At 73.9% G+C, this 26,728-nt stretch carries 25 protein-coding genes; 8 read left to right on the forward strand and 17 right to left on the reverse strand.

The features are described 5' to 3' along the window. Positions 1–6: 6 nt before the first annotated feature. From C8E97_RS23655 to C8E97_RS23665, 3 genes are all read right to left on the reverse strand, one after another. Positions 7–741, reverse strand: a complete 735-nt coding sequence (locus tag C8E97_RS23655) for an ABC transporter permease (protein ID WP_121007684.1) — start codon at positions 739–741, stop codon at positions 7–9. Beyond that, positions 738–1,646, reverse strand: a complete 909-nt coding sequence (locus tag C8E97_RS23660) for an ABC transporter ATP-binding protein (RefSeq protein WP_121007685.1) — start codon at positions 1,644–1,646, stop codon at positions 738–740. Before C8E97_RS23660 ends, C8E97_RS23655 begins: the two co-directional genes overlap by 4 nt. 285 nt (positions 1,647–1,931) lie before the next feature. Beyond that, entirely contained in the window at positions 1,932–3,377 is a 1,446-nt protein-coding gene (locus C8E97_RS23665) for an LVIVD repeat-containing protein (protein ID WP_121007686.1), read from the reverse strand. A gap of 202 nt (positions 3,378–3,579) precedes the next feature. Between C8E97_RS23665 and C8E97_RS23670 the strand changes: the two genes are divergently transcribed. After that, positions 3,580–4,203 (forward strand): DUF305 domain-containing protein, encoded by a 624-nt coding sequence (locus C8E97_RS23670; RefSeq protein WP_121007687.1) that lies wholly within the window; start codon positions 3,580–3,582, stop codon positions 4,201–4,203. Positions 4,204–4,225: 22 nt separating this feature from the next. On the opposite strand, the gene C8E97_RS23675 is transcribed toward C8E97_RS23670, so the two are convergent. After that, positions 4,226–4,549 (reverse strand): antibiotic biosynthesis monooxygenase family protein, encoded by a 324-nt coding sequence (locus C8E97_RS23675; protein WP_121007688.1) that lies wholly within the window; start codon positions 4,547–4,549, stop codon positions 4,226–4,228. Positions 4,550–4,629: 80 nt separating this feature from the next. On the opposite strand from C8E97_RS23675, the gene C8E97_RS23680 reads away from it, so the two are divergent. After that, entirely contained in the window at positions 4,630–5,217 is a 588-nt protein-coding gene (locus C8E97_RS23680; RefSeq protein ID WP_121007689.1) for a TetR/AcrR family transcriptional regulator, read from the forward strand. 430 nt (positions 5,218–5,647) lie between these two features. Here the strand turns inward: C8E97_RS23680 and C8E97_RS23685 are convergent, their stop codons facing one another. Genes C8E97_RS23685 through C8E97_RS23700 form a run of 4 tightly spaced genes read right to left on the reverse strand, consistent with a single transcriptional unit; the run spans position 5,648 to position 9,562 of the window. Continuing rightward, positions 5,648–6,697, reverse strand: a complete 1,050-nt coding sequence (locus C8E97_RS23685; RefSeq protein ID WP_121007690.1) for an ABC transporter ATP-binding protein — start codon at positions 6,695–6,697, stop codon at positions 5,648–5,650. 1 nt (position 6,698) lies between these two features. Further along, positions 6,699–7,472 carry an ABC transporter permease gene (locus tag C8E97_RS23690; RefSeq protein ID WP_121007691.1) on the reverse strand — a complete coding sequence of 258 codons (774 nt, stop codon included), beginning with the start codon at positions 7,470–7,472 and terminating at the stop codon, positions 6,699–6,701. Beyond that, the gene (locus tag C8E97_RS23695; protein WP_121007692.1) at positions 7,463–8,371 is read right to left on the reverse strand and encodes an ABC transporter permease; all 909 of its coding nucleotides are present in this window, start codon (positions 8,369–8,371) and stop codon (positions 7,463–7,465) included. Before C8E97_RS23695 ends, C8E97_RS23690 begins: the two co-directional genes overlap by 10 nt. Positions 8,372–8,374: 3 nt before the next feature. Then, positions 8,375–9,562, reverse strand: a complete 1,188-nt coding sequence (locus C8E97_RS23700) for an ABC transporter substrate-binding protein (protein ID WP_246019103.1) — start codon at positions 9,560–9,562, stop codon at positions 8,375–8,377. A 302-nt stretch (positions 9,563–9,864) separates the two neighbouring features. Between C8E97_RS23700 and C8E97_RS23705 the strand changes: the two genes are divergently transcribed. After that, on the forward strand, positions 9,865–10,476 hold the full coding sequence (locus C8E97_RS23705) for a hypothetical protein (protein WP_121007693.1): 612 nt from the start codon (positions 9,865–9,867) through the stop codon (positions 10,474–10,476). Positions 10,477–10,537: 61 nt separating this feature from the next. Here the strand turns inward: C8E97_RS23705 and C8E97_RS23710 are convergent, their stop codons facing one another. Together C8E97_RS23710 and C8E97_RS23715 are read right to left on the reverse strand one after the other, a co-directional pair. Further along, complete coding sequence (locus C8E97_RS23710; protein WP_121007694.1) at positions 10,538–11,539, reverse strand: zinc-binding dehydrogenase; 1,002 nt, start codon at positions 11,537–11,539, stop codon at positions 10,538–10,540. A gap of 102 nt (positions 11,540–11,641) precedes the next feature. Continuing rightward, positions 11,642–12,361 (reverse strand): GbsR/MarR family transcriptional regulator, encoded by a 720-nt coding sequence (locus tag C8E97_RS23715; RefSeq protein WP_121007695.1) that lies wholly within the window; start codon positions 12,359–12,361, stop codon positions 11,642–11,644. A gap of 272 nt (positions 12,362–12,633) precedes the next feature. Here C8E97_RS23715 and C8E97_RS23720 point away from each other — a divergent pair, with 272 nt between their 5' ends. From C8E97_RS23720 to lexA, 3 genes are all read left to right on the forward strand, one after another. After that, on the forward strand, positions 12,634–13,830 hold the full coding sequence (locus C8E97_RS23720) for a cytochrome P450 (protein WP_121012213.1): 1,197 nt from the start codon (positions 12,634–12,636) through the stop codon (positions 13,828–13,830). Positions 13,831–13,833: 3 nt separating this feature from the next. Continuing rightward, complete coding sequence (locus tag C8E97_RS23725; protein WP_121007696.1) at positions 13,834–14,655, forward strand: oxidoreductase; 822 nt, start codon at positions 13,834–13,836, stop codon at positions 14,653–14,655. A 93-nt stretch (positions 14,656–14,748) separates the two neighbouring features. Continuing rightward, positions 14,749–15,408: a transcriptional repressor LexA gene (gene lexA, locus C8E97_RS23730; protein WP_121007697.1), complete on the forward strand. Its 660-nt coding sequence runs from the start codon at positions 14,749–14,751 to the stop codon at positions 15,406–15,408. 37 nt (positions 15,409–15,445) lie between these two features. On the opposite strand, the gene C8E97_RS23735 is transcribed toward lexA, so the two are convergent. Then, positions 15,446–16,873 carry an aminotransferase-like domain-containing protein gene (locus tag C8E97_RS23735; RefSeq protein ID WP_121007698.1) on the reverse strand — a complete coding sequence of 476 codons (1,428 nt, stop codon included), beginning with the start codon at positions 16,871–16,873 and terminating at the stop codon, positions 15,446–15,448. A 37-nt stretch (positions 16,874–16,910) separates the two neighbouring features. Here C8E97_RS23735 and C8E97_RS23740 point away from each other — a divergent pair, with 37 nt between their 5' ends. Beyond that, on the forward strand, positions 16,911–17,924 hold the full coding sequence (locus tag C8E97_RS23740) for a DMT family transporter (RefSeq protein ID WP_246019104.1): 1,014 nt from the start codon (positions 16,911–16,913) through the stop codon (positions 17,922–17,924). A gap of 213 nt (positions 17,925–18,137) precedes the next feature. Here the strand turns inward: C8E97_RS23740 and C8E97_RS23745 are convergent, their stop codons facing one another. The 5 genes from C8E97_RS23745 to C8E97_RS23765 all read right to left on the reverse strand — a co-directional run bounded on the left by C8E97_RS23745 (position 18,138) and on the right by C8E97_RS23765 (position 22,991). Next, positions 18,138–18,560, reverse strand: a complete 423-nt coding sequence (locus tag C8E97_RS23745) for a hypothetical protein (RefSeq protein WP_121007700.1) — start codon at positions 18,558–18,560, stop codon at positions 18,138–18,140. A 95-nt stretch (positions 18,561–18,655) separates the two neighbouring features. Then, the gene (locus tag C8E97_RS23750) at positions 18,656–20,263 is read right to left on the reverse strand and encodes a thiamine pyrophosphate-binding protein (protein WP_121007701.1); all 1,608 of its coding nucleotides are present in this window, start codon (positions 20,261–20,263) and stop codon (positions 18,656–18,658) included. Beyond that, positions 20,260–21,021, reverse strand: coding sequence for a cyclase family protein (locus C8E97_RS23755; RefSeq protein WP_121007702.1), 762 nt, complete (start codon positions 21,019–21,021; stop codon positions 20,260–20,262). Before C8E97_RS23755 ends, C8E97_RS23750 begins: the two co-directional genes overlap by 4 nt. 45 nt (positions 21,022–21,066) lie before the next feature. Continuing rightward, positions 21,067–21,762, reverse strand: a complete 696-nt coding sequence (locus tag C8E97_RS23760; protein ID WP_170211974.1) for a cupin domain-containing protein — start codon at positions 21,760–21,762, stop codon at positions 21,067–21,069. Between the two features lie 86 nt (positions 21,763–21,848). Then, on the reverse strand, positions 21,849–22,991 hold the full coding sequence (locus C8E97_RS23765) for an aminotransferase class V-fold PLP-dependent enzyme (RefSeq protein WP_121007704.1): 1,143 nt from the start codon (positions 22,989–22,991) through the stop codon (positions 21,849–21,851). A gap of 320 nt (positions 22,992–23,311) precedes the next feature. Between C8E97_RS23765 and C8E97_RS23770 the strand changes: the two genes are divergently transcribed. After that, positions 23,312–24,691, forward strand: coding sequence for an amino acid permease (locus tag C8E97_RS23770; protein ID WP_246019105.1), 1,380 nt, complete (start codon positions 23,312–23,314; stop codon positions 24,689–24,691). A gap of 81 nt (positions 24,692–24,772) precedes the next feature. Here C8E97_RS23770 and C8E97_RS23775 read toward each other — a convergent pair whose 3' ends face one another. Beyond that, complete coding sequence (locus tag C8E97_RS23775) at positions 24,773–26,407, reverse strand: amidohydrolase (RefSeq protein WP_121007705.1); 1,635 nt, start codon at positions 26,405–26,407, stop codon at positions 24,773–24,775. Positions 26,408–26,728: the final 321 nt, after the last annotated feature.

Below are 26,728 nucleotides of genomic sequence, written 5' to 3' on the forward strand. Positions count from 1 at the left end.
GCGCACCTACTCCCAGCGGAAGGACTTCGCCGCGACGGTACCCGCCGCCAGCGCCGTCACCGCGAGGATGCCCAGGTGCACCGGGCTGGGCGCGGCGCCCAACCACGCCTCCTGGAGCGCGCCCACGCCCGGCGGCAGGTGCTCCCCCACCCGCACCAGGAAGTCCGGCATCAGGAAGCGCGGCAGGTACGCGCCGCCGAAGAACATGACCAGCATGAAGACCGCGGTGGCCCACCCACCCGCGGACCGGGCCGTCGGCGCCCACGCGGCGATCAGCAGCCCCAGCGCGGACAGCGACAGCAGCCCGAGCAGGAACGCGGCGGCGAACCCGAGCGGGTGGTGCGGCAGGTCGATGTCGAACACCGCCTTGCACACCACCATGAGCAGCCCGATCGACAGCACGCCCGCGATCAGGTTGACCACGACCTGGGCGACGAGCAGCCGGGCGGGGTGGACCGGTGTGGTGGAGAAGCGGCGCAGCACGCCCTTCTCCCGGTAGGTCGCGACGGTGGCGGGCAGCCTGTTCAGGCCGAGGAACGCCAGCGCGATGACGACCAGCGTGGACACGTAGGCGTCGATGAAGCGCTGGTCGCCGAAGTTGGGGTCGGGCGTGCGCAGCGCCGGCACCGCGCCCAGCACCAGCAGCAGCGCGGTCGGGAAGAAGACCGCGAACGCCACCATGCCCGGCTCGCGGAGGAACAGCGCCCACTCGGTCCTGACGATCCTGATCACGGTGCTCACTCCGGGAGGGTCTTGCCGGTCAGGCGGATGAAGGCGTCGTCCAGGCCGGCCTGCTCGACGCGCAGGTCGGCGGCGACCACCTGGTTGCGGGCCAGCACGGACGTGACGGCGTGCAGGAGGTTCCCCCGGCCGGTGACGACGACCTGCGGGCCGCGCCGCTCGACCGCGTCCACCTCGGGCAGCGCCGCCAGCAGCGCCACGTCCAGCGGGGTGGTCGGCCGGAACCGCACCGTCTGCCCGCCGTCGACGCGCGCCACCAGCCCGGCGGGGCTGTCCACGGCCACCAGCCTGCCCGCGTCGATCAGGGCGAGCCGGTCGCACAGGCGCTCGGCTTCCGCCATGAAGTGCGTGACGAGGACGACGGTGACGCCCGAGTCGCGTACCCGCTCCACCAGGCCCCAGGTGTCCCGGCGGGCCTGCGGGTCCAAGCCGGTGGTCAGCTCGTCCAGCACGGCGATCCGCGGCCTGCCCACCAGCGCCAGGGCGATCGACACGCGCTGCTTCTGCCCGCCGGACAGCTTGCGGTACTCGGTGCGGACCTGGTCCGCGAGCCCCAGCAGCCCCAGCAGCTCGCGCCAGTCGGCGGGCTCGCGGTAGAAGGAGGCGTACAGCGCCAGCGCCTCGCCGACGCGGATCCGGTCCGGCAGCTCGCTGCTCTGCAACTGCGCGCCGAGCCGTTCCCGCACCGCGTCCCGGTCCCGGCGGGGATCGAGCCCGTCCACCCGGATGACGCCGGAATCCGCCGCGCGCAACCCCTCGACGCACTCGACGGTCGTCGTCTTCCCCGCACCGTTCGGTCCGAGGATGCCGAAGACCTCCCCCTCGTCGACGGAGAACGACACCCCGTCCACCGCGACCTTCCGGTCGTACCTCTTGACGAGGTCGACCACCTCGATGATTGCCATGCGCCCAGCCTCGCCGCCGACCCGTGCGGCCGAATCGCTCGTCGGGTCGGACCCGGATCAACCGATCGGTTGACCTGCGGGTCGACCGGGTGGAACGGCCGGTCCGGTCACGCGCGGGGGATCGCAGGAGCCGCGGTGTGCTCGTGGAGCAACGGGACCACAGCAGGGAGGGCACGGCGGGCTTCAGGGCGGCGGTGCACGGTGGGCGCCGTTCGGCGAGTCCGTTCCACGTGGAAGGGCCCGCCCGGATCGTCCGGGCGGGCCCCTCGGTCCGGCGGGCCGGGACTACCTCGGGAACAGGTCCCGGTACTGGCCCTGGGTCTGCACGTTCAGCTCACCCACGCGGACGAGCTTCGCGGAGAGGACCCGCGGGTCGCGGATGTCGAGGACGTCCAGGCCCTTGGCCATGTCGGAGGAGTAGATGTAGCCGTTGTAGTAGTACGTGGACCACGCGCCGCCGCCCTTGCCGTCCGGCAGCGGGCCGCGCTCGAACCAGCCGATCTCCTTGGGGTTGCGGGAGTCGGTGAAGTCCCAGATCGAGATGCCGCCCTGGTACCACGCCTGCACCATGATGTCGCGGCCCTGGACGGGGATCAGCGAACCGTTGTGCGCCACGCAGTTCTCGGTGTCGCCCTGGGTCCGGGAGATCTTGTAGTACGAGCGGAACTCCAGCTTGCGGCCGTCACCGCGACCGGTGATGTCGTAGATGCCGTCCGCGCCGCGGGTCTTGCCGATGGTCTCGTTGCAGGTCGCCGCGCCGCCGCCGCCCAGCTCGTCGGTGAAGACGACCTTGGTGCCGGCGTTGTTGAACGTGGCGGAGTGCCAGAAGGCGAAGTTCACGTCGTCCTGCACCCGGCTGATCTCGCGGGGCCGCTCCCGGTCGGAGATGTCCCACAGGACGCCGTCACCCATGCACGCGCCCGCCGCGAGGTCCTTGGCCGGGTACACGGTGATGTCGTGGCAACCCGAGGTCGCCGTCACGTAGCCGTCCGGGATGGTGCCGGGCCGACCGGCGTTGCCGCCGTCGGGGAACAGCACGGTCTCGGACAGCACCGAAGCCGCCGCCGGGTTCTTCAGCGGCACCTTCACGACCGAGATCAGGTCGTGCGGCGGTTGGCAGTCCGGGAAGGCCGCGTTCGGGCTGTACGACGAGACGTACAGGTAGACGTTGCGGCCCTTCTTGTCCGGCACCAGCGTGTGGGTGTGCGAGCCGCACTTGGTCTCGACGGCGGCGATGTAGCGCGGGTTGCGCTTGTCGCTGATGTCGAAGACCTTGATGCCCTCCCAGGCGTCCTTGTTCGTGGCCGGCAGCGGAGTGCTGGCGCACGAGTTGTCGCTGCGCGAGGAGTCGGTCGACAGGAACAGCAGGTTGCCGCTCACCGAGACGTCGTTCTGCGAACCGGGGCACAGCACCGTGCTGACGATCTTCGGCCGGTGCGGGTTGCGGACGTCGTAGATGACGAACCCGTCGTAGTTGCCGTCGAACGCGTAGCCGTCCTGGAACGCGAGGTCCGTCCACGTGGAGTTCTCGGTGAACGGGGCGGGCTTGGGCAGGTTCGCGATGTGCTTCACGTTGCGGCTGTTGCGGATCTCGTCGACACCGGGAAGACCCGTTCCCGGTTGTTCCTGCGCCGCCAGCTGGGCTTCCGACAGCCCGGCCAGGTCGGCGTCGACGCCGGGGTCCGCCACCGCCTGCGGAGCCAGGGTCAGGGTCGAGAACGCGAGCGCCACCGCGCCCAGGGTCGCGACGGTTCTGCGCCGTCGCGACGAATCGCGTGCATTCACTTCAGGTCGCCCCTTCCAAACCTGTAGCAGGAATTGCAGTATTGCCCGTTCGCATCGCTAACCACCAGACCCGTTCGTCGGTAAGGTGACGCTTTCCGGCAGGTGGGAACGCCGGGTACGGTGTCGCCGAACCTAGGGGGTCGGTCGGATGAGGGTCCTGCTCGTCGCGGTCTTGGTCGCGTCCCTGGCGTCCTGCACGGCCCCGGCCGGTGACTCTCCGCCCGTCATCGTGCCCAAGGGGCCTGGTGAGCAGGCCGCGACGGTGGCGCCGGAGGACGTCGGCACCGACCGGTGGTCCGCGCCGAGCGAGGCCGACCTGAAGTACGTGGCGAGCATGATCGAGCACCACCGGCAGGCGCTGGTGATGTCCGCACTGGCACCCGAACGGGCGTCCAACGAGACGGTGAAGGGCCTGGCCTCCCGCATCCACGACACCCAGGGCCCGGAGATCGGGGCGATGGAGCAGTGGCGACGCCAGTTCGCCGAGCAGGCGCCGGCCCACGGCCACCGCGGCGAGCTGCCGCACGTCGACCACCGCTCGATGCCCGGCATGGCGACCGACGAGCAGTTGGCCGCGCTGCGGGCCGCCCGAGGCCCCGAGTTCGACCGGCTGTTCCTCCAGTTGATGATCGCCCACCACGAGGGCGCGCTGACGATGGCGAACGAGCTGCTGGCGAGTGGCTCGGACGTGCGCGTGGAGGAGATGGCCAACGACGTCGTCGCGTCGCAGTCCGACGAGATCGCGCGGATGCGGGCGATCACGATCCCGTAGCGGGTCCCGCAGCGCCGGCGGTTCAGGGTCCCGTAGCGCCGAGCACCAGGTCCTCCGACGGCTGGAACGTCTCGACGGCGTTGCCCGTGACGTGCCGCGCGATGCCGGCGTTGCGCCGGTGCGCCTCCCGGAAGGAGTCGGAGGCGACCCACGCGCGGAAGTCGTCCTCGCTGTCGAACTCGTTGACCGACACGTACGGCTGGTCCGGGCGGGTGGGGCGCAACAGCGTGCTGCGGCGCAGGCCGGGCACGCCCGGCAGGTACTCGCGCATGTTCCGCCGGAAGTGCGCCTCGAACTCCTCGGCGCGGTCGGCGGGCACGAACAGGCGGTTGGTCGCGACGAACATGCGGCACCTCCGGGTTACCGACGCTACGTAGGCAACTATCCCAACGGCGCGTCGGGAACACCAGGGCTACCATCCGGTCCGTGCCGAGGATCAGCGCCGAGACCGTCGCGCAGCACCGCGCGAACCGGCTCCGGGACCTGCTCGACGCGGGCCGGGCGATCGTCGCCGAGGAGGGCCCGGAGGCCCTGACGCTGGCGGCCCTGGCGCGCCGGGTCGGATTGTCCCGGCCCTCGCTGTACGAGTACTTCCGGTCCCGCGAGGAACTCTTCGCCGCCATCGTGACCGACGAGCTGCCCGACCGGGCGCGTCGGCTGGCGGAGGCGGTGCACGCGGCGGACGACGTGCCCGCCAAGGTCGAGGCGTACCTGCGCACCGTGCTCGCGATGGTGGTCGACGGCAGTCACGGTGCGGTCGTCGCGCTGTCCGCGCACGCGTTGCCCGAGGCGAGCAGGCGGCAGATCCGGGCCGAGCACGAGAAGCTGCTCGCGCCGCTGGCCGGCGTGCTGGTCGAGGCGGGGGTGCCGCAGGCGGGGCTGCGCGCCCTGCTGATCCACGGTGCGGTGGAGGCGGCGGCGCGAACCGTGCGGCCGGGTGACCCCGAGCAGGGCGAGGCCGTCCTCCAGGCCCTCCTGGACCAGGTGCTGCACGGGATCACTTCGGCTGGGTGACCGGGAGCCGGCCGTGAACTGCGTTGTGCTTTCGAAGCAACGGGACCACAGCAGGGGGACCACGGCGGCGAGGCGACCGGAAGCCACGCAGGTCTTGGACGGTCGTCGGGGACGCTACGCAACAGGACCACCCCATCGTTGAGACCCGATACGCCGCCGCGACCCCCATCTGTTCGGCCTGGCGCAACAGGGATGCGACTCGGTCGCTTGCGGCTCCGAGTCGAACTGATGCGGGGGCGGTGCGGCGGATTCGTACCCGATCGAGGGGGTGGTCGAGCTGCGTAGCGTTCCCCACGACCATCCAAGACTTGCCGGCCTTCCGGGCACGCTGAGTCCGTGCTCACCCTGCTGTGGTGACGCTGCGTAGAAAGCATGGCGCGCTTCAGAGCGGCGGTGTGCCGGCAGGACCGGTGCCCTCCGGCGGTGGTCCTCAGACCTCGACGACCATCAGCCGCCCTGGTGACGGGTCGAGGGCCACCGTCGTGCCCGGCGGGAAGTCGACCGCCCGGCTCGACGGCTGGTCCACCCGCACGACCTGGTCGCCGCCGTCGAGCCGGACCGACAGCCGCGTCACCGCGCCCAGGAAGCTCTGCGTCAGCACGTTCCCGACCAGCGCGCCGTTGTCCTGCCCGCTGTGCTGGGCGATCCCGATGTCCTCCGGTCGCACGAGCACCTTCACCGCCGCCCCGGCCGCAAGCCCGTCCGCCGCTGCGGTGGTCAGGCGGTACGCCCCCAGCCGCACGCCGCCTTCCTCGGCGGTGCCGAGCACCGCGTTGGTGACGCCCACGAACTGCGCCACAAACGCCGACGCGGGCTGCCGGTACACGACGGCGGGTGTGTCCAGCTGTTCCAGCCGCCCCTGGGACAGCACGCCGACGCGGTCCGAGACGGCCAGCGCCTCCTCTTGGTCGTGGGTGACGAACAGGGTCGTCATGCCCAGCTCGGTCTGGATGCGGCGGATCTCCTCCCGCAGGTTCACCCGCACCTTGGCGTCCAGCGCCGACAGCGGCTCGTCCAGCAGCAGCACGCGGGGCTGGACGGCCAGTGCCCTCGCCAGCGCCACCCGCTGCTGCTGGCCGCCGGAGAGCTGGTGCGGGTACCGCTTGCCCAGGTGCCCCAGGCCGACGAGGTCCAGCAGCTCGCCCGTCCGCCCGGCCCGGTCGCGGACCTTGCGCAGGCGCAGGCCGAACGCGATGTTCTGCGCGGCCGTCAGGTTGGGGAACAGGCTGTACGACTGGAACACCATGCCCATGTCGCGCTTGTTCGCGGGCACGCCGGTGAGGTCGCGCCCGTCGACCCGGACCACGCCCTCGTCGGCGGTCTCGAACCCGGCCACGATGCGCAGCGCGGTGGTCTTGCCGCAGCCGCTCGGCCCCAGCAGGCTCACCAGCTCGCCCCGCTCCAGCACCAGGTCCAGCCCCGCCAGCGCGGGCTGGCCGCCGAACGACTTGCGCAGCCCGCGCAACTCCAGGTAACCCATCTCAGCCTTCCTCGGCGACGGTGTCCCGCCGCCGCCCGCCGACGAACGACAGCAGGAACAGCAGCGCGAACGCGAACAGCAGGCTCAGCAGCGACACCGCGATGGACACGCCCGCGTTCCGCTTGCCCAGCAGGTTCACCCGGACCTGCAGGGTGTCGAAGTTCAGCAGCGACGCGATGGTGAACTCGCCCAGCACCAGCGCGACCGACAGCAGCGACGCGCCGATCAGCGCGGTGCGGATGTTGGGCACCACCACCCGCAGCAGCACCGCGCCCCAGGACGCGCCGAGCCCGCGCGCGGCCTCCGCCAGCGTCTTCAGGTCGATCGCCGACAGGCCCGCGTCGATCGCCCGGTAGGCGAACGGCAGCACCAGCACGGCGTAGGCGAAGGCGAGCGTGAGCGGCGAGTCGCCGAGGAAGTAGTCCACCCACGCGTACAGCGGGGCCAGGCCGACGACCAGGACGATCGCCGGGATCGTGATCGGCAGCAGGCACAGGAACTCCACCGGTCGCCGCAGCACCGGCAGCCGCAGCCGGATCCAGGTCATGGTCGGCACCAGCAGCACCAGCACGAGCAGCGAACTGGCGGCGGCGAGCTGCACGGACACCGCGATCGCCTCGACCAGGTCCGGGTCGGACACGATGCCCGACCACGACTCCAGGCCGCGCGTGCCGTTCGGGCCGCGCGTGGCGAACTCGGCCATCGCGACCAGCGGCAGCAGGAAGAACGCGCCGAGCAGCGCCAGCACCAGCCCGCGGACCACCTTCACTGCCATCGCGCGAACCTCCGGTGCAGCAGCGCGTAGAGGCTCATGGCGACCGCCACGACCACGACCATGCCCAGCCCCAGCGCCTTGCCGACGTTCTCCTGGCCGAGCAGCACCTCGCCGGTCAGCGCGCCGCGGATCTGCAACGGCACGATGGGGCTGCCCTGCGACACCAGCGCGGCGGCCGTCGCGTACGCGGAGAACGCGTTGGCGAACAACAGCAGCAGCGCGCCCAGGAACGCGGGCAGCAGGACGGGTCCGCCCACGTGCCGCCAGTAGGTCCACGCGGTGCCGCCGAGGCCGTCGACCGCTTCCCTCCACTGTGGACGGAGGCCGTCCAGCGCGGGCAGGAACACGATGACCATCAAGGGTACCTGGAAGAACGTGTAGACCAGCACGAGTCCGGGCATCTCGAACAGCCACGCGCCGCCCGCGAACAGGTCGAGGCCGAACACGTCCTTCAGCAGCCGCGTGACGAAACCCTGGAACCCCACGGTGGCCAGGAAGGCGAACGCCAGCGGCACACCGCCGAACTGGGCCAGCACACCGGACCCGGCCACCACCACGCGGCGCGGCAACCCGTCCGGCCGGCCCACCGACACCGCCCACGACAGCAGCGCGCCGAACACCGCGCCCAGCAGGGCCGTCCACGCGGACAGCTCGACGCTGCGCAGGAACGCCTGCCGGTGCACGCCCTCGCCCAGCGCGGCCAGGTTCTCCAGCGTGAACGCGCCGTCCGCGTCCTGGAAGGCGCCGGCCAGCACCACCCCGGTCGGGTAGACCAGGAAGACGCCGACGTAGACCAGGAACGGCACGACGACGAGCCAGGCGAGCCACGGCCGCGTGCCGGGGCCCCGGCCGGGGGCGGCGTCCGCGCGCGGGGCCGGGGCGGCGACGGGTGCGACCACCGGTCAGCCCACCGCCCGAGCCCACGTCTCGGACAGCGCCTTCTTCGCCTTGTCCGCCTGCTCCTGGGTCAGGAACACCGGCTCGCCCCCGGTCTCGGGCAGCTTGGCCGCGGCGGCGGCGTCGACCTTGCCGGACCTGGTCAGCGCGTCCAGCCGCACCGGGCGCGACAGCCCCTGGAGGTACAGGTTCTGGCCCTTGTCGGAGAACAGGAACTCCTGCCACAGCCGCGCGGCGGCCGGGTGCGGCGCGTCCTTGTTGACGGCCTGGTTGTAGTACGCGCCGACCTGCGCGCCCTGCGGCACGACGACCTTCCAGTCCGCCTTGCCGGCGAGCTTGGCGGTCTGCGCGGCGTTGGTGTAGTCCCAGTCGATGACGACCGGCGTCTGGCCGGACTCGATGGTCGCGGGCGACGGGTCGACCGGGAGGAAGTTGCCGGCGGCCTTGAGCTGCTTGAAGAACTCGACACCGGGCGCGATGTCGTCGGCGGAGCCGCCGTTGCCCAGCGCGGCCATCACGACGCCGGAGAACGCCGCGCCGGCCTGCGTCGGGTCGCCGTTGAGCGCGACCTTGCCCTGGTACTCGGGCTTGAGCAGGTCCTTGACGGACTTCGGCGCGGGCACCTTGGCCGCGTCGTAGCCGATGGACATGAAACCGCCGTAGTCGCCGTAGTACCGACCGTCGGGCTCCTTCAGCTCGGCGGGGATGTCGGCCCACGTCTCGACCTGGTAGGGCGCGAAGAGGTCCTTGTTGGCCAGCGCCACGTTCAGGCCGAGGTCGAACACGTCCGGCGCGCGGTCGTTGCCCTTGAGCTGCTTGGCGGCGTTGATCTCGTCCTGGCTGGACGCGTCGGGCTGCGCGGACTCGACCTCGATGCCGTACTCGGCCTCGAACGCCTTGATGATCTCGCCGTAGTTCGCCCAGTCCGGCGGCAGCGCGATGACGTTGAGCCTGCCCTCCTTCTTGGCCGCCTCGACGAGCTTGGCCAGTCCGCCGAACCCGGCGGCGGACTTGGCGGACGCGGCGTCGGCGTCGACCGCCGCGCCGTCCTTCGCGGGCGGCGCGCCGCAGGCGGCGACCAGCGCCGCGGCGGCGGCGAGGCCGACCAGCCGGAGGGCTCCGGCGAACCGCCGACCGCCGTGCGGCTCGGCCACGCCCCGCCGGGCGCGGGACCTCTCAGCGCTGTGGGTCACGGTGCGGACCTTCCTCGTGGACAAGGGATTCCGGACCGGCGATCGGTTCGGCCCAGCGGAGGATTCGCGACGCCGCGCGTGCTTGTCAAGCCGGCCGGGGCGAGTGAGACCCGTACGACCGTTCGGACGAATTCCCGGTGCTCCACGGGTGTCCGCACGGTGAACGAACGCCGTCTGCGGACGCGGCGAACGGACGCGGCGGAACGCCCGACGGGCGGGGGCGGCGGGGGCGCGCCCGGACCGCCGCACTACCCGACAGGTAGTCGTACTATGTGTAGCGTACCTACTCGTTTGGAGGCACTGTGGCACGGAAAGCGCTGGTCTGGTTGCACGTCGTCACGTCGACGGGCTGGATGTGCATGGCACTGGCCCTGTTCGTCGCCGTCACCTACGCGTTGGGCGCGTCGGGCCCGGCCCGTGCGGCGGCGTTCGACGTGGCGCTGCTCATCGACGTCGAGGTGTTGCAGTTCATGGCGACCACGTCGGCGTTCACCGGCCTGATGCTGTCCGGCCTCACGCCATGGGGCTACTTCCGCCACTGGTGGGTGCTGGCCAAGACCGTGATCACGGTCAGCCAGCTGTACGCGGGCATCTTCGTCCTGAGCCCGAACCTGCACCCCGACGGCTCGCCCGCGCTGATGCGCGTGGGTTCCCTGCTGATGGCGTCCGCCCTGGCGGTCCAGGTGTGGCTGTCGGTGGCGAAACCCTTCAAGCGCACGCCGTGGGCGCGGCCGGGCAAGCCGCCCGCCGCGCCGGCCGGTGCGTTCGCCGCCTGCCTCGCCGTGCCCGTCGCCGACTACGCGCTGGGCGAGTACCTGCTGGGGCAGTCCGTGCCCGCGCTGTCCCTGCTGGTGGTGATCTGCCACTCGATCGCGCGGGCGCGCCGCCGGCCGGAGCCGGCCCGCGTGCCGTAGGCGCCCGGCCGGGCGACCCGCCGCTCGACGGCACGGCGGCGGGCGCGGTCCACCGGCTCGCTCAGGGCCGGAGCACCAGGCGGATCGGGTCGCCCTCCTTGCGGATCAGCCGGTCCACCGCCTCCTGCGCCGCGGTCAGCGGCAGCACGTCGGTGATGGACCGGGCGAAGTCGATCCGCCCGTGCGCGACCAGGTTCACCAGCTCGGTCAGGTGCCGGGGCTCGGAGCCGTAGTGACCGCGCACCTGCTGCTGGAAGTAGCTGAACGCGGTGCCGTCGGTGATGGTGAGCGGTCGGTCGGTCAGCCCGACCAGCACCAGCCGGCCGTGTGCCGCCAGGCACGCCACGGCCTGCTCGCGCACCGCCGCCACCCCGGCGAAGTCGAACGCCGCCGCCAGGCCGCGCCCGCCGTTGGCCTGGCGCACCCGGCGCGGCAGCTCCGCGTCGGCCGGGTCGAAGGCGAAGTCCGCGCCGAACGCCAGCGCGCGGTCCCTGGCCGCGGGCAGCGGGTCGACGGCGATGATCGGGGCCGCGCCGGCCAGCCGCAGCAGCTGCACGCCGTGCGCGCCCAGCCCGCCCGCGCCCCAGACGCCGACGGCCTCGGCGGGGCGCACCTCGCCGGTCGTCGCGATCGCCGCCCACGGCGTGCTGACCGCGTCCGGCAGGATCGCCGCCTGCTCGAACGGCAGGCTGTCCGGGATGGGCACGACCGTGTCGGCGGCGGCCAGCGCGTACTGCGCCCACCCGCCGTCGTAGTCGACCCCGCGCGTGTAGACGACGCCGGCGCGCTCCTCACCGGCTTGCAGCAGGACCCGCTGCCCCTCGGCCGGCGCGGTCACGCCGGGGCCGAGCGCGTCCACGGTGCCCGACACCTCGTGACCGAGGGTGACCACGTCACCCGTGAGGAACAGCGGCGAGAGGCTGCCGTCGATCAGGTGCACGTCGGACAGGCACACGCCGGCGGCGGCCACCCGGACGCGCACCTGCCCCGGCCCCGGCTCGGGCGTGGGCACCTCCTCCACCGCCAGCGAGCGGGTCTTCACGTTCAACCGGGCAGCCAGCATGAGGACTCCTCGAACCCGACGGTGGCACCGGACAGCTCCGTTCCTACTTTCCACTGTGGACGGCCGCAACAGGAGCCCGGACGACGTGCCACCACCGGGGTGTCACGGCCGGCCGGTGAGCGCCTGCCGCCAGTGCTCGGCCGCCTTCGCCATGTCCTGCCCGATGTGCCGGAAGAACCGGCTCGTGGTGTGCAGGCGAGCGCCCGCCGGCGTCGTGCGGCCGAGGACGTCCGCTCCCCGCCCGGCGGTGGCCGCCCACATCGCCATCGAACGGGTGCTCGCCAGCCACGCCCGGTACCAGACGTCCTCGTCGATGGCGTACCGCTCGCGCCGCCCGCCGGGCTCGCGCTCGCGCTTGACCATCTCCAGCGGCTCCAGGTACTTCACCGCCTTGGACACCGACGCGGGGCTGACCTGGAGCCGCCGGACCAGCTCGGCGGCGGTGAGGCTGCCGGTGTCGCTGGTGAACAGGCAGGCCAGCACCCTCGCCATCATCGGCGGCAGGCCGGTCTGGACCATCATCCGCGCGAACATCCGCTCGAACTCCCGCACCGCCTCGAAGGCGCGGCCGGAGCGGTCGGCGGCCTGCCCGGTGGCGGCCGACCCGGCGACGCGGCCCGGTCGGCGGCGGGCGCGCCGCGCGGTCGCCTGGTGCGCGCGGTTGGCCCGGTAGTCGCGGGGCCCGCCGTTGCGCGCGACCTCGCGGCTGACGGTCGACGTCGGCCGCGCCAGGCGGCGGGCGATCTCGGCGTACCCGAGCCCCTCGGCCAGCCCCTCGGCGATGACCCTGCGGTCCTCGTGGTCGAGGCGTCCTCCCGGCATCCGTCCTCCCCTGCCAGCGGCGCGCCGCCCGGCCGTGCGGCGTCGTGCCGCCAGTGTGCGTTCGCATCCATCCCATTGCAACATTTGACTCGCCAGCGTTGCGTTCGCCGACACGCTCTTCGCAACGATTGTTCGAGATTTAGCTGCGGAGATAAAGGGAATCGACGCGACGGACATTGCCGCTACGGGTAACCGGTCGTAGCTTTTTCGACATCGTGAACACACCGGAGCGCGTCGCCCGCGTGCGACGCGCCGACCAGGAAGGAACCGACGTGACCACACCGCCGCAGGTGCCCCCGCTGCCCACCGGGCGGGCGCCCGGCCGCCCCTTCGACCCGCCCGACGGCCTCGCCGAGCTGCGCGAGCGGCAGCCGCTGAGCCGCCTCGCCTACCCGGACGGGCACGTGGGCTGGCTCGTGACCGGCCACGCCCTCCTCCGGGAGGTGCTGGCCGACCCGCGCTTCAGCGCCCGGAGCGAGCTGCGGCACGTCCCGATCCCCGGCGTCGCCGCCGCGGGCACCCCCGCGCCGCCGGGCAACTTCACCGCCACCGACCCGCCGGAGCACACCCGCTACCGCAGGCTGCTCACCGGCCAGTTCACCGTGCGCCGGATGCGGCAGCTCACCGAGGAGGTCCGCCGGATCACGGCCGAGCACCTCGACGCGATGGAGCGGCAGGGCCCCGTCGTGGACCTCGTGGAGGCGTTCGCGCAGCCCGTGCCGGCCCGGGTGATCTGCGAGCTGCTGGGCGTGCCCGACGCGGACCGCGAGCGCTTCCGGCACCACGCGACGCAGCTCGTCCGCCTGGGCGCCGCGCACGAGGAGGTGATGGCCGCCTACACCGCCGTCAACGAGATCGTCCGCGAGCTGGTGGCGGCCAAGCGCGCCGCGCCCACCGACGACCTGCTCAGCGGCCTCACCGAGAGCGACCTCACCGACGAGGAGCTGGTGAACATCGGCTTCACGCTGCTCGGCGCGGGCCTGGACACCACCGCGAACATGATCGCGCTCGGCACGTTCGCCCTGCTGTGCGCGCCCGACCAGCTCGCGGTCCTGCGCGCCGACCCGGGGTCCACCGACCAAGCGGTCGAGGAGCTGCTGCGGTACCTGAGCATCATCCCGTTCACGGTCCGCGTGGCGCTGGAGGACGTGGAGCTGGCCGGCGTGGTGATCAAGGCGGGCGAGTCGGTCACCGCGTCGATCCCGGCGGCCAACCGCGACCCCGCGCGGTTCACCGAGCCCGACGCCCTCGACCTGCGCCGCCCGTCCGGCGGGCACGTGGCGTTCGGCCACGGCGTCCACCAGTGCCTGGGCCAGCAGCTGGCGCGCGTGGAGCTGCGGGTCGCGCTGCCCGCGCTGTTCGAGCGGTTCCCGGACCTGCGCCTGGCGGTCGCCGCCGACGACGTCGCCACGCGCGGCGACATGCTCATCCACGGCGTCCACCGCCTGCCCGTCACCTGGGACCGGTGAGCCGTGACCGCCAAGGTATGCCTCGTCACCGGCGCATCGTCCGGGATCGGCCACGCCACCGCGCTCGAACTCCTGCGCGCCGGGCACGTCGTGTACGGGGTCGCGCGCCGCCTGCGGAGGATGGACCCGATCCGCGCCGCCGGCGCTCGCGCGCTGGCCGTCGACGTCACCGAGGAGGACGACCTCCGCCGCGCGGTGGACACCGTCCTGGAGGAGCAGGGCCGGATCGACGTGCTGGTGAACAACGCCGGTATCGGGCTGCACGGCGCCATCGAGGACGTGCCGCTCGACCAGGCGCGCAACCAGTTCGAGGTCAACCTCTTCGCGCCCGCCCGGCTGGTGCAGCTGGTCCTGCCGCGGATGCGCGAGCAGCGCTCCGGGCGGATCGTCAACGTGTCCTCGATCGGCGGCGAGATCGCCCTGCCGCTCGGGGCCTGGTACTACGCGTCCAAGCACGCGCTGGAGGCGTACTCCGACACGCTGCGGCAGGAGGTGCGGCCGTTCGGCGTGGACGTGGTGCTCATCCAGCCCGGCATCATCAGGACGGAGTTCGAGGACGGGACCGCGCGGGAGCTGCGCGAGATCTCCGGGCGGGGCGCGTACCGGGAGGTCGCCGAGGCGATGGCGGCCCGCGCCGAGACGCAGCTGGGCGCGGGCAGCAGGGCGTCGGACCCGTCGGTCGTCGCGCGGGCCATCGTGCGGGCCGCCGGGGCGCACCGCGTGAAGCCGCGCTACGCCGTCGGCTACCTGGCCGGGACCCTGTTGCGGCTCAACCGGTTCCTGCCGGACCGCGCGTTCGACAAGCTGGTCACGCGCGCCACGTGACCGACCCGCCGCCGGACCGCGCCGCGCGACCGGCCGCCGGACCGCGCCGCGCGACCGGCCGCGACCGGCCCGCCTGCCGCTATCATCCGGCGGGTGACCGCCTACCACGATCCCGACGCGTTCGAGCACCTGGACACCTCGACCCTGCCGCCGCGTCAGCAGCGCATCCTGGTCGCGATCCGGGACTGGGTGGTCCGGCACGGGTACTCGCCGAGCACCCGCCAGCTCGCCGACGCCGTCGGCCTGCGGTCCACGTCGGCGGTGTCGAAGCACCTGGCGAGCCTGGAGGACAAGGGGTTCCTGCGGCGCGGGTCGGCGGTGGCGCGACCGATCGACGTGCGCGCGTTCCTCGGCGAGCGACCCCGGCGGGAGCCCGAGGACGCGGTGGCCGTGCCGGTGGTCGGCGACATCGCCGCGGGCAGCCCCATCGCGGCCGAGGAGCACGTCGACGACGTCCTGTCGCTGCCCCGCCGGATCACCGGGCGCGGTGCCGTCTTCGGCCTGCGGGTGCGCGGCGACTCGATGGTCGACGCGGCGATCTGCGACGGCGACATCGTCGTGGTCCGGCAGCAGCACGAGGCGCACTCCGGTCAGATCGTCGCCGCGATGATCGACGGCGAGGCCACCGTCAAGGTGTACCGGCGGCGCGACGGCCACGTCCGGCTGGAGCCGCGCAACCCGGCCTACGACGTCATCGACGGCGACGAGGCCGTCGTCCTGGGTGTGGTCGTGTCGGTCCTGCGCAGCGTCTGACCGGTTCGCCGGCCCCTCGCGGGTCGCCGACCACCCGTCACGCTCCGGCGCGCCGGGCGCCGGACCGGCCCAGCACGCGCCCGAGGACGCGCGCGCCCTCGGGGAACCGGTCGGGGTCCGGGCCCGCGAAGTTGAGGCGGATGAAGCGCCCGCTGGGCTCGGCGGGGAACCACTCGGTGCCGGGCGCGATCACGACGCCCTCGGCCTCGCAGTCGCGGGCGAGCCGGCCGAGGTCGGTGTCGTCGGGCAGGCGGGCCCACAGGTTGAGGCCGCCGGGCGGGACGTGGTCCAGGTGCGCCTGCGGCACGTGCTCGGCGAGGCCGGCCGCGAGCAGGTCACGGCGCGCCCGAAGCTGGTGGCGCACCGCGCGGAGGTGGGTGCGCCACCCCGGCTGGGTGACGACGTCGAGCGCGGCGGCCTGGAGCAGGCCGCTGACGTACATCGACTCCGCGCCCCGGTCCGCGAGGACGCGGTCGCGCGCGGGGCCGCGGGCGACGACGGCGGCGACCCGCACGGCCGGCGACACGCTCTTGGTCAGGGACCGCAGGTAGACGACGTGGCCCGCGTCGTCGCGGGCCGCGATGGGCCGGGCGGTGGTGTCGATGCCGAGGTCGTGCGCCCAGTCGTCCTCGATCAGGAACGCGCCGCGGGCGCGGACCACGTCGAGGACCCGGTCGGCCAGGTCCGGCGACCACTGCGCGCCGGTGGGGTTGGCGTAGTTCGGCTGCGCGTAGAACACGCGCGCCCCGGTCTCGGCGAAGGCCCGCGCCAGCTCGTCGGGGTCCGGGCCCGCCGAGCCGCTCGGCACGGGCACCACCCGCACGCCGGCCTGCGCCGCGGCGAGGATCGCGCCCCAGTAGCTCGGCGACTCGATGAGCAGCGGGCGGCCGGCGCCGACCAGCGAGCGGAACAGCGTGCTCAGGCCGCTCTGGCTGCCGGGCAGGATCACCACGTCGCGCGGCGCGGGCGGGGTGACGCCGGGCGGGGTGGCCCCGGCCAGCTCGGTGGCGAACCAGGCGCGCAGCTCCGGCAGCCCGTCCGCGGCGGACCTCGCCAGCGCGGCGTCGCCCCTGGCGGCCCGCGCGAGCGCGGCGCGCACCAGCCGTTCGGGGAGCAGGTCGCGGTCGGGGTAGCCGGCGTGCAGGCCGATCGCGTCGGACGGGTTGAGCCGCAGCGGGGTGGCCAGGACGGGCGCGCGGGTGTGCGACGAGCGCAGCGCGCCGGTCTGCCAGCCGTAGTCGGGCGGTGCGACGGCGCGCGCGGCGCGGACGAACGTGCCCACGCCGGGCCGGGACTCGACCAGCCCGAGCGCGCCGAGGGTGCGCATGGCCTTCTGGACGGTGACCGGGCTCGCGCCGTACTCGGCCACCAGCGCCCGGTTGGAGGGCACCCGCGCGCCCGGTGGGGCTTGGGCGAGCCAGGTGCGGAGGCCGGCCACGATCCGGTCGGCGCTATCGTTGGACATGTCAGGACACGATAGCGTTACTCTGCAATCGCCGCGGGTGCTACCGCCGCCGGGCGCGGGCCTGGGGTGGGGGCTGCTGGGCGTGGTGGCGTTCTCCTTCACCGTCCCGTTCACCCGCGTGGCCGTCGGCGGCCTGTCCCCGCTGTTCATCGGCGCGGGGCGGGCGGTCGTGGCGGCGCTGCTCGCCGCCGCCGCGCTGGCCCTGACCAGGCAACCCCGACCGCGCGGCGGGCAGTGGGCGCGGCTGGCCGTGGTCGCCGGCGGGGTGGTCGTCGGCTTCCCGGTGCTGACCTCCTACGCGCTCACCACCGCGCCCGCCGGCCACGGCGCGGTGGTGGTCGCGCTGCTGCCCGTAGCGACCGCCGTGCTGGCCGCGGCGCGCGGCAAGGAGCGCCCGCCGGCGTCGTTCTGGGTGCTGTCCGCGGTCGGCGCGCTCGCGGCGCTGGTGTTCGCGTCGGTCCAGGGCGGCGGGTTCGGGCGGCTGCACTGGTCGGACCTGCTGCTGTTCGGGGCGGTGGTCGCGGCGGCGATCGGCTACGCGGAGGGAGGGCTGCTCGCCCGCGAACTCGGCTCGTGGCAGACCGTGTCCTGGGCCCTGGTGCTCGCCGCGCCCCTGATGACCGCGCTGACGGTCGCGTCGGCGGTGCAGCGGCCACCGTCCGGGACGGCGGCGCAGTGGGCGGCGTTCGGCTACCTGGCCGTGGTGAGCATGTTCCTGGGCTTCTTCGCCTGGTACCGGGGCCTGGCGATCGGGCCGATGGCGCGGGTCAGCCAGGTGCAGCTGGTCCAGCCGGTGATGACCATCTCGTGGGCGGCCGTGCTGCTGCACGAGGAGCTGACCTGGCCCACGGTGATCGGCGGGGCGGTGGTCATCACATCTGCGGCTGTGTTGAATTGCCCTCCTTCGTCGGGCGGGCTCGGCCGCCTCTTGGTCGGCGGCACACGGGGCGTCTCCCGCCGATCGAAAAGCATGATCGACGAAAGACGCGCCGTGAACCACCGACGCGGCCTCGCGGAACCGAGCGGGAGCACTAGCGAGCAGGGAAGTTGAATTTGCCCTCCTCCGTCGGGCGGGCTCGGCCGCCTTTTGGTCGGCGGCACACGGGGTGTCTTTCGCCGATCGAACAACGTGATCGACGAAAGACGCGCCGTGAACCACCGACGCGGCCTCGCGGAACCGAGCGGGAGCGGTAGCGAGCGAGGGGATGGTGGCGGTCGCGTCACTTGGCGCATGAGGCCGGTGGCCGGGCGCGGGTGGCCGTGGTCAGTCCGAGAAGCTGCCGGTGAGGGTTGCGGTGTTGTCGCTGCCGGGCGAGCCGCTGCCCCCGGTCCGCGTCACGAGCTGCCCGTTGGTGGTGGCCGTCGCGGACAGGGTGCCGCCGCTGTGCTTCATCGCCAGCCGCCACTCGTGGCGGCCGGTGCCGCGCGGCACCTCGACGGTCTTGTGCCAGGGCAGCGCCACCTCCTTCTCCTCGCCGGAGTTCCCGTCCAGCGTGAAGACGAGGGAGGTGAGGACTGCGGTGCCGGTCACGTCGATCTCCAGGACGTGCGCGCCCGCCGCCGGGCTCGACGTCGGCGCGGGCGCGTCCGACGAGGTGGTCGGCGGTGCGGGGGTGACCGGCGGCGGGTTACCGCAGGCGGTGAGCAGGCCGGCGGCCACCAGTGCGAGGACGGCTGTGCGCGACATGGTCGCCAGTGAACACCCGGCCGGTGGGACCGGTCCCCGGTGCGGGCCGGTCTTCCACCGGACGGGTGGCCGTCGGCGTCGGGTGCCCACCGGGCTCAGTGGCCCCGGAACGCCTCCTCCAGCCACCAGGCGCCGCGCCGGCCGGTCACCTTCGCGTCGACCACCAGCGGCCGGTCGCGCGGACCGGCCAGCCAGTCGGCCAGCCCCGCCAGGTCCTCGGCTCGCCGCACGGTCAGCCCGGCGCAGCCGAAGCCCCGGCCCAGCGCGGCGAAGTCGGTGTCCGGGAACCGCACGGCGTCCAGGGGGTGCCCCGCCGGCCCGAAGTGGTGCACCTCCGCGCCGTACGCGGCGTCGTTGTACACCACCACGACCATCGGCAGGCCGAGCCGCACGACCGTCTCCAGCTCGGCGACGCCCATCAGCGCGCCACCGTCGCCGAGCGCCGCCACGGGCAGGTGGTCGGGCCGGGCGAGGGCCGCGCCGATGGTGGTCGCCAAGCCCAGCCCGACCGACTGGAACGCCTGCGTGAAGCAGAAACCGCGCTCGTCGGGCACGGACAGGTACGCGCTCGGGTAACCCATGAAGTTGCCGGAGTCCACGCCCACCACCCGCCGCGCGGGCAGCAGGTCGTCCAGCCGGACCGACAGGGCGCGCGGGTCGATCCGCCGCCCGTCGGACTCGTCGGCGAACGGCACGTCACGCCACCGGCCCGCGCCGGCGATCCGGGCGGCGACCTCGGCCGACCGGTAGCCGGGCGCGGGTTCGACCACGTCCGCCAGCGCCTCGGCCACCGCGCGCACGTCGCCGACCACGCCGCCGTCCACCGGTCGGTGCCCGCCGATCGCCGCCGGGTCGACGTCGACCTGGGCGACCCGCGCGTCCGGGCCGATCAGCGTGCCGTGCCGCGTGGTCCACCCCGTCAGCGCGCAACCCCACGCGACGACCAGGTCCGCGGCGGCGATCAGCTCCGCCGCCAGCGGGGTGGCGAACCCGCCCGAGATGCCCAGTGACCACGGGTCGTCGCGGAACAACCCGTGCGCCACCGCCGAGGTCGCGAGCAGCGCGCCGCACCGCGCCCCCAACGCGGCCAGCGCGGGGCCGGCGTGCCGCGCGCCCCGACCGGCCACGAACACCGGCCGCCGGGCCGCCGCGAGCAGCGCCGCGAGCTGCGCGACGTCCGGTGGTGGCGCGGGCGGTGCGGGTGGCGCGGGCGGCAGCACGTCCGTGGCGGGCTCGCCCTGCACGTCCAGCGGCAGGTTGAGCAGCACCGCGCGGTTCTCCCGCGCCAGCCGGACGGCGTGGGCCGCGTCCCGGTGCGCGGACGCGGCGCGCACCCGCAGCGGCACCGCGCCGACCGCGGCGGCCAGCGCGCACTGGTCGACGGCGAAGTTCGACCGCGGCGAGGTCGCCTCGCCGGCCAGCACCAGCAGCGGCGTCCCGCTCTTGGCCGCCTCCGCGATGCCGGTCATGGCGTTGGTCAGCCCGCAGCCCTGGTGCACGGACAGCACGCCGAGCCCGCCGCCGGTGCGCGCGTAGGCGTCCGCCATCGTCGCCGCGCCGCCCTCGTGCCGCGCCGCGACGTACCGCGCGCCGGCCGCGACCAGGGCGTTGGTGACGTGGAAGTTGCCGCTGCCGACCACGCCGAAGACGTGGTCGGCCCCGAGGTCGGCGAGGACCCGGCCGACGGCCTCGGCGACGGTCACCGCTCGACCAGGGCCAGCACCCTCGTCGGGCTGCCCGACCCGCCCACGATCGGCAGCGGCGAGGCCAGCACCACCGCGCCGGTCGGCGGCAGCGCGGCGAGGTTGCGCAGCTGCGTCAGGCCGTACTTGTCCGCGCCGAGCAGCAGGGAGTGGCACGGGAACGCGGGGTCGAGGGTGGGCGCCGCGCCCGCGTCGGTGCCCACCGTCTCCACGCCGATCCCGAGGATCGAGGTCTCGTCGGCCAGCCACCGCGCGCAGTCCGGCGAGATCCCCGGCGTGTGGCCCGAGTTCAGGAACGCCTCCTCGTCCTCGCCCCGCGCGTCCCAGCCCGTGCGGTACAGCACCCAACCACCGTCCGGCAGCGGGCCGTGCTCGGCCTCCCAGGCGCGCACGTGGTCGACCTCCAGCAGGAAGTCCGGGTCCGCCGCGGCGGCGTCGGCGAAGTCCAGCACCGCGGCGGGGCCGACCAGCCGGCGCGGCGGCACCTGCGAGACGTCGTGCCCGTCGCGCCCGGTCACCCAGTGCACCGGCGCGTCGAAGTGGGTGCCGGTGTGCTCGCCGGTGTGGATGTCGTTCCAGTACCACGCGGGACCCCGGTCGTCGTAGCGGCTGATCTCGCTGAGCTGGAACGGGACCGTGTTGGCGAACGGTTCGGGCAGCCGCAACACCGGGGTGCCCGAGTGCAGCGGCGCGGTCAGGTCGACGATCTCCACCCGGCCGGAGCCGAGGGCGTCGAGGAGGTTCCGGAGAACCGACATGGGTCCACTCCTGTCTGGGGTCTGCGAAGTCGGCGGTGCCTTCGGTCATGCCACGGGTGTGTGCTGCGCGGGGCTGCCCGCCGGGGTGAACACGCCCAGCAGCCGCAGGAAGCCGGACCCCGTGTTCTCCACCCGGTGAGGCACGCCGGCGGGCAGGTGGAAGCAGCTGCCGGGCCCGAGGGCGGACACCGCGCCCTCGATCTCCACCCGACCCGAACCGCCCACCACGAACGCCATCTCGCTGTACGGGTGGTAGTGCCGCGGTGTCCGCACCGCGGGGATGTGCCCGAGGAACTGGGTCACGCCTGAGCACCCGGTCGCCGGGTCGAACAGGACCTGGTACTCGCGGTCGCTCACGGCGTCCTGCGTGGACCGGTCGGCGAGGTCCAGCACCGCGTGCGGCGGGCCGCAGGCGACCTCGGGCCGTTCGTCGGCGGAGACCGACACCAGGACGAGTTCCCCGTCCGTGCTGATCTCGCAGGGTTCCGCGCCCACGAGCAACGCCGCCGACTCCGGTCGCAGCGGGTGGCCGCCGTCCCGGCGGTGCAGGGTTCCCGTGCCGGACAGGACGTACAGCGCCTCCAGCCGGCCCGCGCCGGGCGCGCGCGGGCCCGACCGGCCCGACCGGTAGTGGTGGACCGCCTGCCGCAGGCCGGTCACGTCGTCCCGGTGCGTCGCGTAGGCGGTGAGCGCGCCCTCACGCGAAGGTGTGCCGTCGGTGTAGTGGAAGACCCCGCTCACGGCAGCTCCAGGGCAGTTTCGGGGTGGTGCGGCCGGGCGCGATCGGCCGGTTCCGCGTTCTCCCGCAGGTTCGGCACGAGCGCTCCTCAGTTTTCGGCCCGGTAGTCCGCGATCGCGGAGCACACGGCGTCCACATCGGACTCGTCGGTGTAGTAGTGGAACGACAGCCGCAGCACGGGACCGCGCGGCGCGGTGAAGATGCGCCGCCGGGACAGGTGGGCGGCCAGCCGGTCGGGGTGGTCGTCGAGCAGCGCCACCACCGGGCCGGTCGCGGTGGGCGAGGGCGGCGCCCAGATCCGCTCGCCCGCGGCCACGAGCCGGTCACGGGTCCGCGTGGCCAAATCCACGACGTGCCCGCCGATGGTCTTGGTGTCCACTTTGGACAGAAGTCGCATACCGGCGTTGGCGGCGTACACGGCGGGGATGGCCGGTGTGCCGGTCTCGAAGCGGCGGGCGCCGGCGGGGAAGTCGAGGGCGCGGGGGTCGAACCGGAACGGGTCGGTCCGCCCGAACCAGCCCGTCAACTGCGGCGGCAGGTCGTCCGCGACGCCGTCGCGTGCGTAGAGGAACGCCACACCCGGCAGGCCCAACAGGTACTTCAACGCGCCCGCGACGAGGTAGTCGCAGTCCAGCTCGCGCACGTCGACCGGGAGCACGCCGACGGCCTGGTAAGCGTCGACGAACACCTTCGCGCCCACCTCGCGCGCACGGGTCACCGCGGTGGCGACGGGCATCCGCGCGCCGTTGCGGTAGGACACCAGGGGGATCGACACCAGGCCGGTGCGCTCGTCGACGGCCGCGACGAGTTCGCCTTCGTCGACCGCCGCGCCCCGCTCGGGCACGTGGACGACCTCCGCGCCGCGTGCGCCCTGCGCCAGCCACACGTGGCCGATCGACGGGAACTCCATGTCCGTGGTGACGACCACCGGCCGCGCCGCCCAGTCCCTGGTCGACGCCACCTGGTACGCGCCCTCCGACGCCGAGGGCACCACCGCGACCTCGTGCGGGTCGGCACCCACCAGCGCGGCGAACCGGCGGCGGGCCTGGTCCACCTCGGCCATCCACAGGTCCCACGGCGCACCCTGCTCCCGCATGGCGGAGGTCATGCCGCCGAGCGCCGCCAGCAGCTCGCCGGACAACGCGCCCTGGCTGCAACTCGCCAGGTGGACGGTGTCGGCGAGCACCGGGAACTCCTCCCGGAACTGGCCACTGGTCGGTTCCGTGTGCATCGCCCCCCACGCCGAAAGGCTTCCGGTGCCGACGATCCCGATGTTAGGAGCGCGTCGAGCCCGGCGTCAACGACCCGACCGGCCGCCCACCTTCGCGACGCCGCAGGCATCTCCGCGCCCACACGACCGCGCTTCACCCACCGCGCCGTCGCACCACTCCGCACCACCGCACCACGTCGCCGACCGCATACCGGCACCCGGTCCGCGAGCCGCCTCCCACGGCCGCCACCGCAAGCCGCCGTTCGCCGGTTGACGGCACCCCTCCCCCACCGGACACTCACGAGGACGACTCGGTCCCCGTGCACCGGCTGGAGGGTCGCGTGGCGGTCCCACCTCCCACCACCGACACGCGCGGCCTGCGGCGCGCCCTCACCGGGCCCCAGCTGAGCATGATCGGCCTCGGCGGCGCGATCGGCACGGGGCTGTTCCTCGGCTCGGCGCTCGCCATCTCCCACGCCGGACCCGCGATCGTCGTCGCGTACGCGTTGTGCGCGCTCGTCGCGTTCGTCATCGCCTGGGCCCTGACCGAGATGGTCGTGGTGCACCCGGAGGCCGGGTCGTTCGGGGCCGTCGCGCACCGCTACCTCGGGCCGCTGGCGGGTTTCGTGCAGCGCTGGACGTACTGGACCATCCAGGCCATCGCGGTCGGCGGCGAGATCGTCGCGGCGGGGCTGTACGTCCGGTTCTGGTGGCCGGACCTGCCCCTGTGGCCGCTCGTGGCCGCGTTCTCGGCGGTGGTGCTCACCGCGAACGCCCTGGCGGTGCGGTTCTTCGGCGCGGTGGAGTACTGGTTCGCGATGGTCAAGGTGGTCGCCGTCGCCGTCTTCATCGCGCTGGGCCTGCTGCTGATCGCGGTGGGGTTGCCCGAGTCGCCCGCCACCGGCCTGTCCCACCTCACCGCGCACGGCGGTTTCCTGCCCAACGGCGTGTCGGGCCTGTTCCTGGCGATGGTGTTCGTGCTGTTCAGCTACCTCGGCACCGAGGTCGTCGCGGTCACCGCCGCGGAGTCGGAGAACCCCGGCCGGGACCTGCCGCGCGCCGCGCGCCGCATGGTGCTCCGGCTCGTGCTGTTCTACGTCCTGGCGATCGCCGTCATCGTCACCGTGGCGCCCTGGACGGTGACCGCGCAGGGCGGTTCCGTCGACGCCAGCCCGTTCGTCCGCGTCGTCGCGGGCGCGGGCGTGCCGGCCGCCGCGACGATCATCAACTTCGTCGTGCTCACCGCCGCGCTGTCCAGCGCCAACACCAACCTGTACCTGTCGACGCGGATGCTGCACTCGCTGGCGGCCGACGGGTACGCGCCCGCGTGGACCGCGCGGGTGAGCCGGACCGGCGTGCCGCGCAACGCGCTGGCGCTGTCCGCGCTGGGACCCGCCCTCGCCGTCGCCCTGTCCGCGACGTCCGGCAGCGCCTACCTCGCCCTGTTCGGCGTCTCCGTGTTCGGCGCGTTGCTGGTCTGGATGCTCATCCTGGCGACCCACTGGGCGTTCCGGCGCGCCGCGACCCACCGGTCGCCGGTCCGGCTGTGGGGCGCGCCCGTCACGTCCGGCCTCGCGGCGCTGTTCCTGCTCGCCGTCCTGGTGTCCACGGCCTTCATCGACGGGCTGGACACGGCGTGGCGGGTCGGCCTGCCGTTCTTCGCGGCACTGGTCGTCGTCCACACCGTGATCACCCGGCGGCGCTCGCGGTCCACGCCGTGAGCTGCCGACCGCGTCACCCATCCGTCCTCAGTAGAGTGTCCATTGAGGACAAATGGGGGACGCGCACCGATATCCGGGTGTTCAGTCGCGGGCGAACACGCGGCGTCCCGCGAACCACGTCTCCATCACGCGAGTCGTGTACAGCTCGTCCACGGCGCTCTCGAAGGGGTTGCGGTCCAGCACGACGAAGTCGGCGGACTTGCCCGGCGTCAGCGACCCGGTGACGTCGTCGACGCCCATCGCGCGAGCGCCCGAGAGGGTGAACGCCTCGACGGCCTCGGCGAGCGTGATCGCCTGCTCGGGCCACAGCGCGCCGGGGTGCGCGCCCGCCGGGTCCTGCCGGGTCACCAGGCCCTGGATGCCCTCCCAGGCGTTCGGCGACTCGCTGACCGGCCAGTCCGACCCGCCCGCGACCAGCGCGCCGCTGTCCAGCAGCGCGCGGTTGGGCTGCATCCGGGTCGCGCGCTCGGCGGGCAGCACGTTGGCGATGGCGTCGGGGATGACGCCGGGCACCCACAGGAACGGCGAGATGTCCGCCGCCACGCCCAGCTCGCCGAACCGCGCGAGGTCGTCGGGGTGCACGAACTGCCCGTGCGCGACCTGGAACTTCGTGTCGGTGTGACCCTCCGCGCGCAGCTTGGCCACGGCGTCCAGCGTGGCGCGCACCGAGGCGTCGCCGGTGCAGTGGACCTTGGCGGACAGCCCGGCCACCGCGGCGGCGCGCAGCCAGCCCTCCAGCTCGGCGGGCGGCATGGTGGGCGCGCCGTGGAAGCAGGCGCCGTGCACCTCGTCCGGCAGGTAGGGCTCCAGGAACGCGGCCGTCCGGGTCGGCGGCACGCCGTCGAGGAAGATCTTGACGAAGTCCGGCCGGTGGTGCTCGCCGCGGTAGCGACCGCCCACCGCCAGCAGTTCCGAGCCGATCGGGTCGTACCCGAAGATCGGGTCGTTGATCAGCAGCGACGTGACCACCCAGGCGGTCAGCTCGCCCGCGTCGTCGAGCGACTTGAGCGCGCGGAGGATGTCGACCGACACCCCGGCGTCCTGGAACGCGGTGATGCCGTAGGAGTGCAGGACGCCGATGGCGTGCCGCGACGCGCTCGCGTGCTGCTCCTCGGTCAGGATGCCGGTCTCCCGCACCGCCCGCTCCACCCGGACGCCCGCGGCCTCCAGCAGCACGCCGGTCGGCGCGCCGGTGACCGGGTCGCGGACGATCACGCCGCCCGCCGGGTCCGGGGTCGAGGCGGTGACGCCGGCCAGCTCCAGCGCCCGGCTGCTCACCCACCGGTTGTGCCTGCTGTCGTCGGAGAGCATGACCGGCCGGCCGCCCGCCGCCGCGTCGAGCGCGTGCCGGGCCGACTCGTGCGACAGCGTCTCCACCAGCGTCGACGCCCACGCGCCGCCGACCACCCACTCGTCGGGGCCGAGGTCGCGCGACCGGGACCGGACCGCGTCCAGGATCGCCTCGAACCCCAGGTCGCCGCCGAAGGCCAGCTCGAACAGCGCGGCGCGGCCGGCCAGCGCGTGGTGGTTGTGCACGTCCACCAGGCCGGGCATGACGAACGCGCCGCCCAGGTCGCGGACCTCGGTGTCCGGCCCGTGCTCGACGTCGTCGAGCGCGCGCACCCGGCCGCCCTCGACGGCCAGCGAGGTGGCCCACGGGCGCGCGCGGTCGACCGTGTAGACGGTGGCGTTGGTGAGGATCAGGTCGGCTGCCAAGGTGCGGTCACTCCCCGGTCGGGACGCGGGCGGCACCGCGGCGGCACCGGGCAGCCGTCAGGGCGCGCGCCGAAGGCGGATGGCGGAGTGCGGGCCCCGGCCGGCCCGAGGCGCCCGGAGCGGACGTGCGGCGCCGCACTCCCTGACCCCGGCAGTCTCGGTGGACGCGGACGCCGGTGGAACCGGCCTGCGGCGAGCCGTGCGGCGGCGGACAAGAAGGATGCGCTGACGGCCAACTGCACACCGCGCTCCCCGCTCGCGGCGGCGAACCGCCGCCGCCAGGGTGCGGGGCCGGGTCGCCGACGCCCTCGTGCGAGGGCG

Origin of the sequence: Saccharothrix australiensis (assembly GCF_003634935.1) — a bacterium.
GTDB lineage: Bacteria > Actinomycetota > Actinomycetes > Mycobacteriales > Pseudonocardiaceae > Actinosynnema > Actinosynnema australiense.

Bases quoted from the DNA above. Each gene is read 5' to 3' on its own strand.
- C8E97_RS23660 (WP_121007685.1), bottom strand. From the start codon at position 1,646: ATGGCAATCATCGAGGTGGTCGACCTCGTCAAGAGGTACGACCGGAAG.
- C8E97_RS23670 (WP_121007687.1), top strand. From the start codon at position 3,580: ATGAGGGTCCTGCTCGTCGCGGTCTTGGTCGCGTCCCTGGCGTCCTGC.
- C8E97_RS23675 (WP_121007688.1), bottom strand. From the start codon at position 4,549: ATGTTCGTCGCGACCAACCGCCTGTTCGTGCCCGCCGACCGCGCCGAG.
- C8E97_RS23685 (WP_121007690.1), bottom strand. From the start codon at position 6,697: ATGGGTTACCTGGAGTTGCGCGGGCTGCGCAAGTCGTTCGGCGGCCAG.
- C8E97_RS23690 (WP_121007691.1), bottom strand. From the start codon at position 7,472: ATGGCAGTGAAGGTGGTCCGCGGGCTGGTGCTGGCGCTGCTCGGCGCG.
- C8E97_RS23710 (WP_121007694.1), bottom strand. From the start codon at position 11,539: ATGCTGGCTGCCCGGTTGAACGTGAAGACCCGCTCGCTGGCGGTGGAG.
- C8E97_RS23715 (WP_121007695.1), bottom strand. From the start codon at position 12,361: ATGCCGGGAGGACGCCTCGACCACGAGGACCGCAGGGTCATCGCCGAG.
- C8E97_RS23735 (WP_121007698.1), bottom strand. From the start codon at position 16,873: ATGTCCAACGATAGCGCCGACCGGATCGTGGCCGGCCTCCGCACCTGG.
- C8E97_RS23745 (WP_121007700.1), bottom strand. From the start codon at position 18,560: ATGTCGCGCACAGCCGTCCTCGCACTGGTGGCCGCCGGCCTGCTCACC.
- C8E97_RS23755 (WP_121007702.1), bottom strand. From the start codon at position 21,021: ATGTCGGTTCTCCGGAACCTCCTCGACGCCCTCGGCTCCGGCCGGGTG.
- C8E97_RS23765 (WP_121007704.1), bottom strand. From the start codon at position 22,991: ATGCACACGGAACCGACCAGTGGCCAGTTCCGGGAGGAGTTCCCGGTG.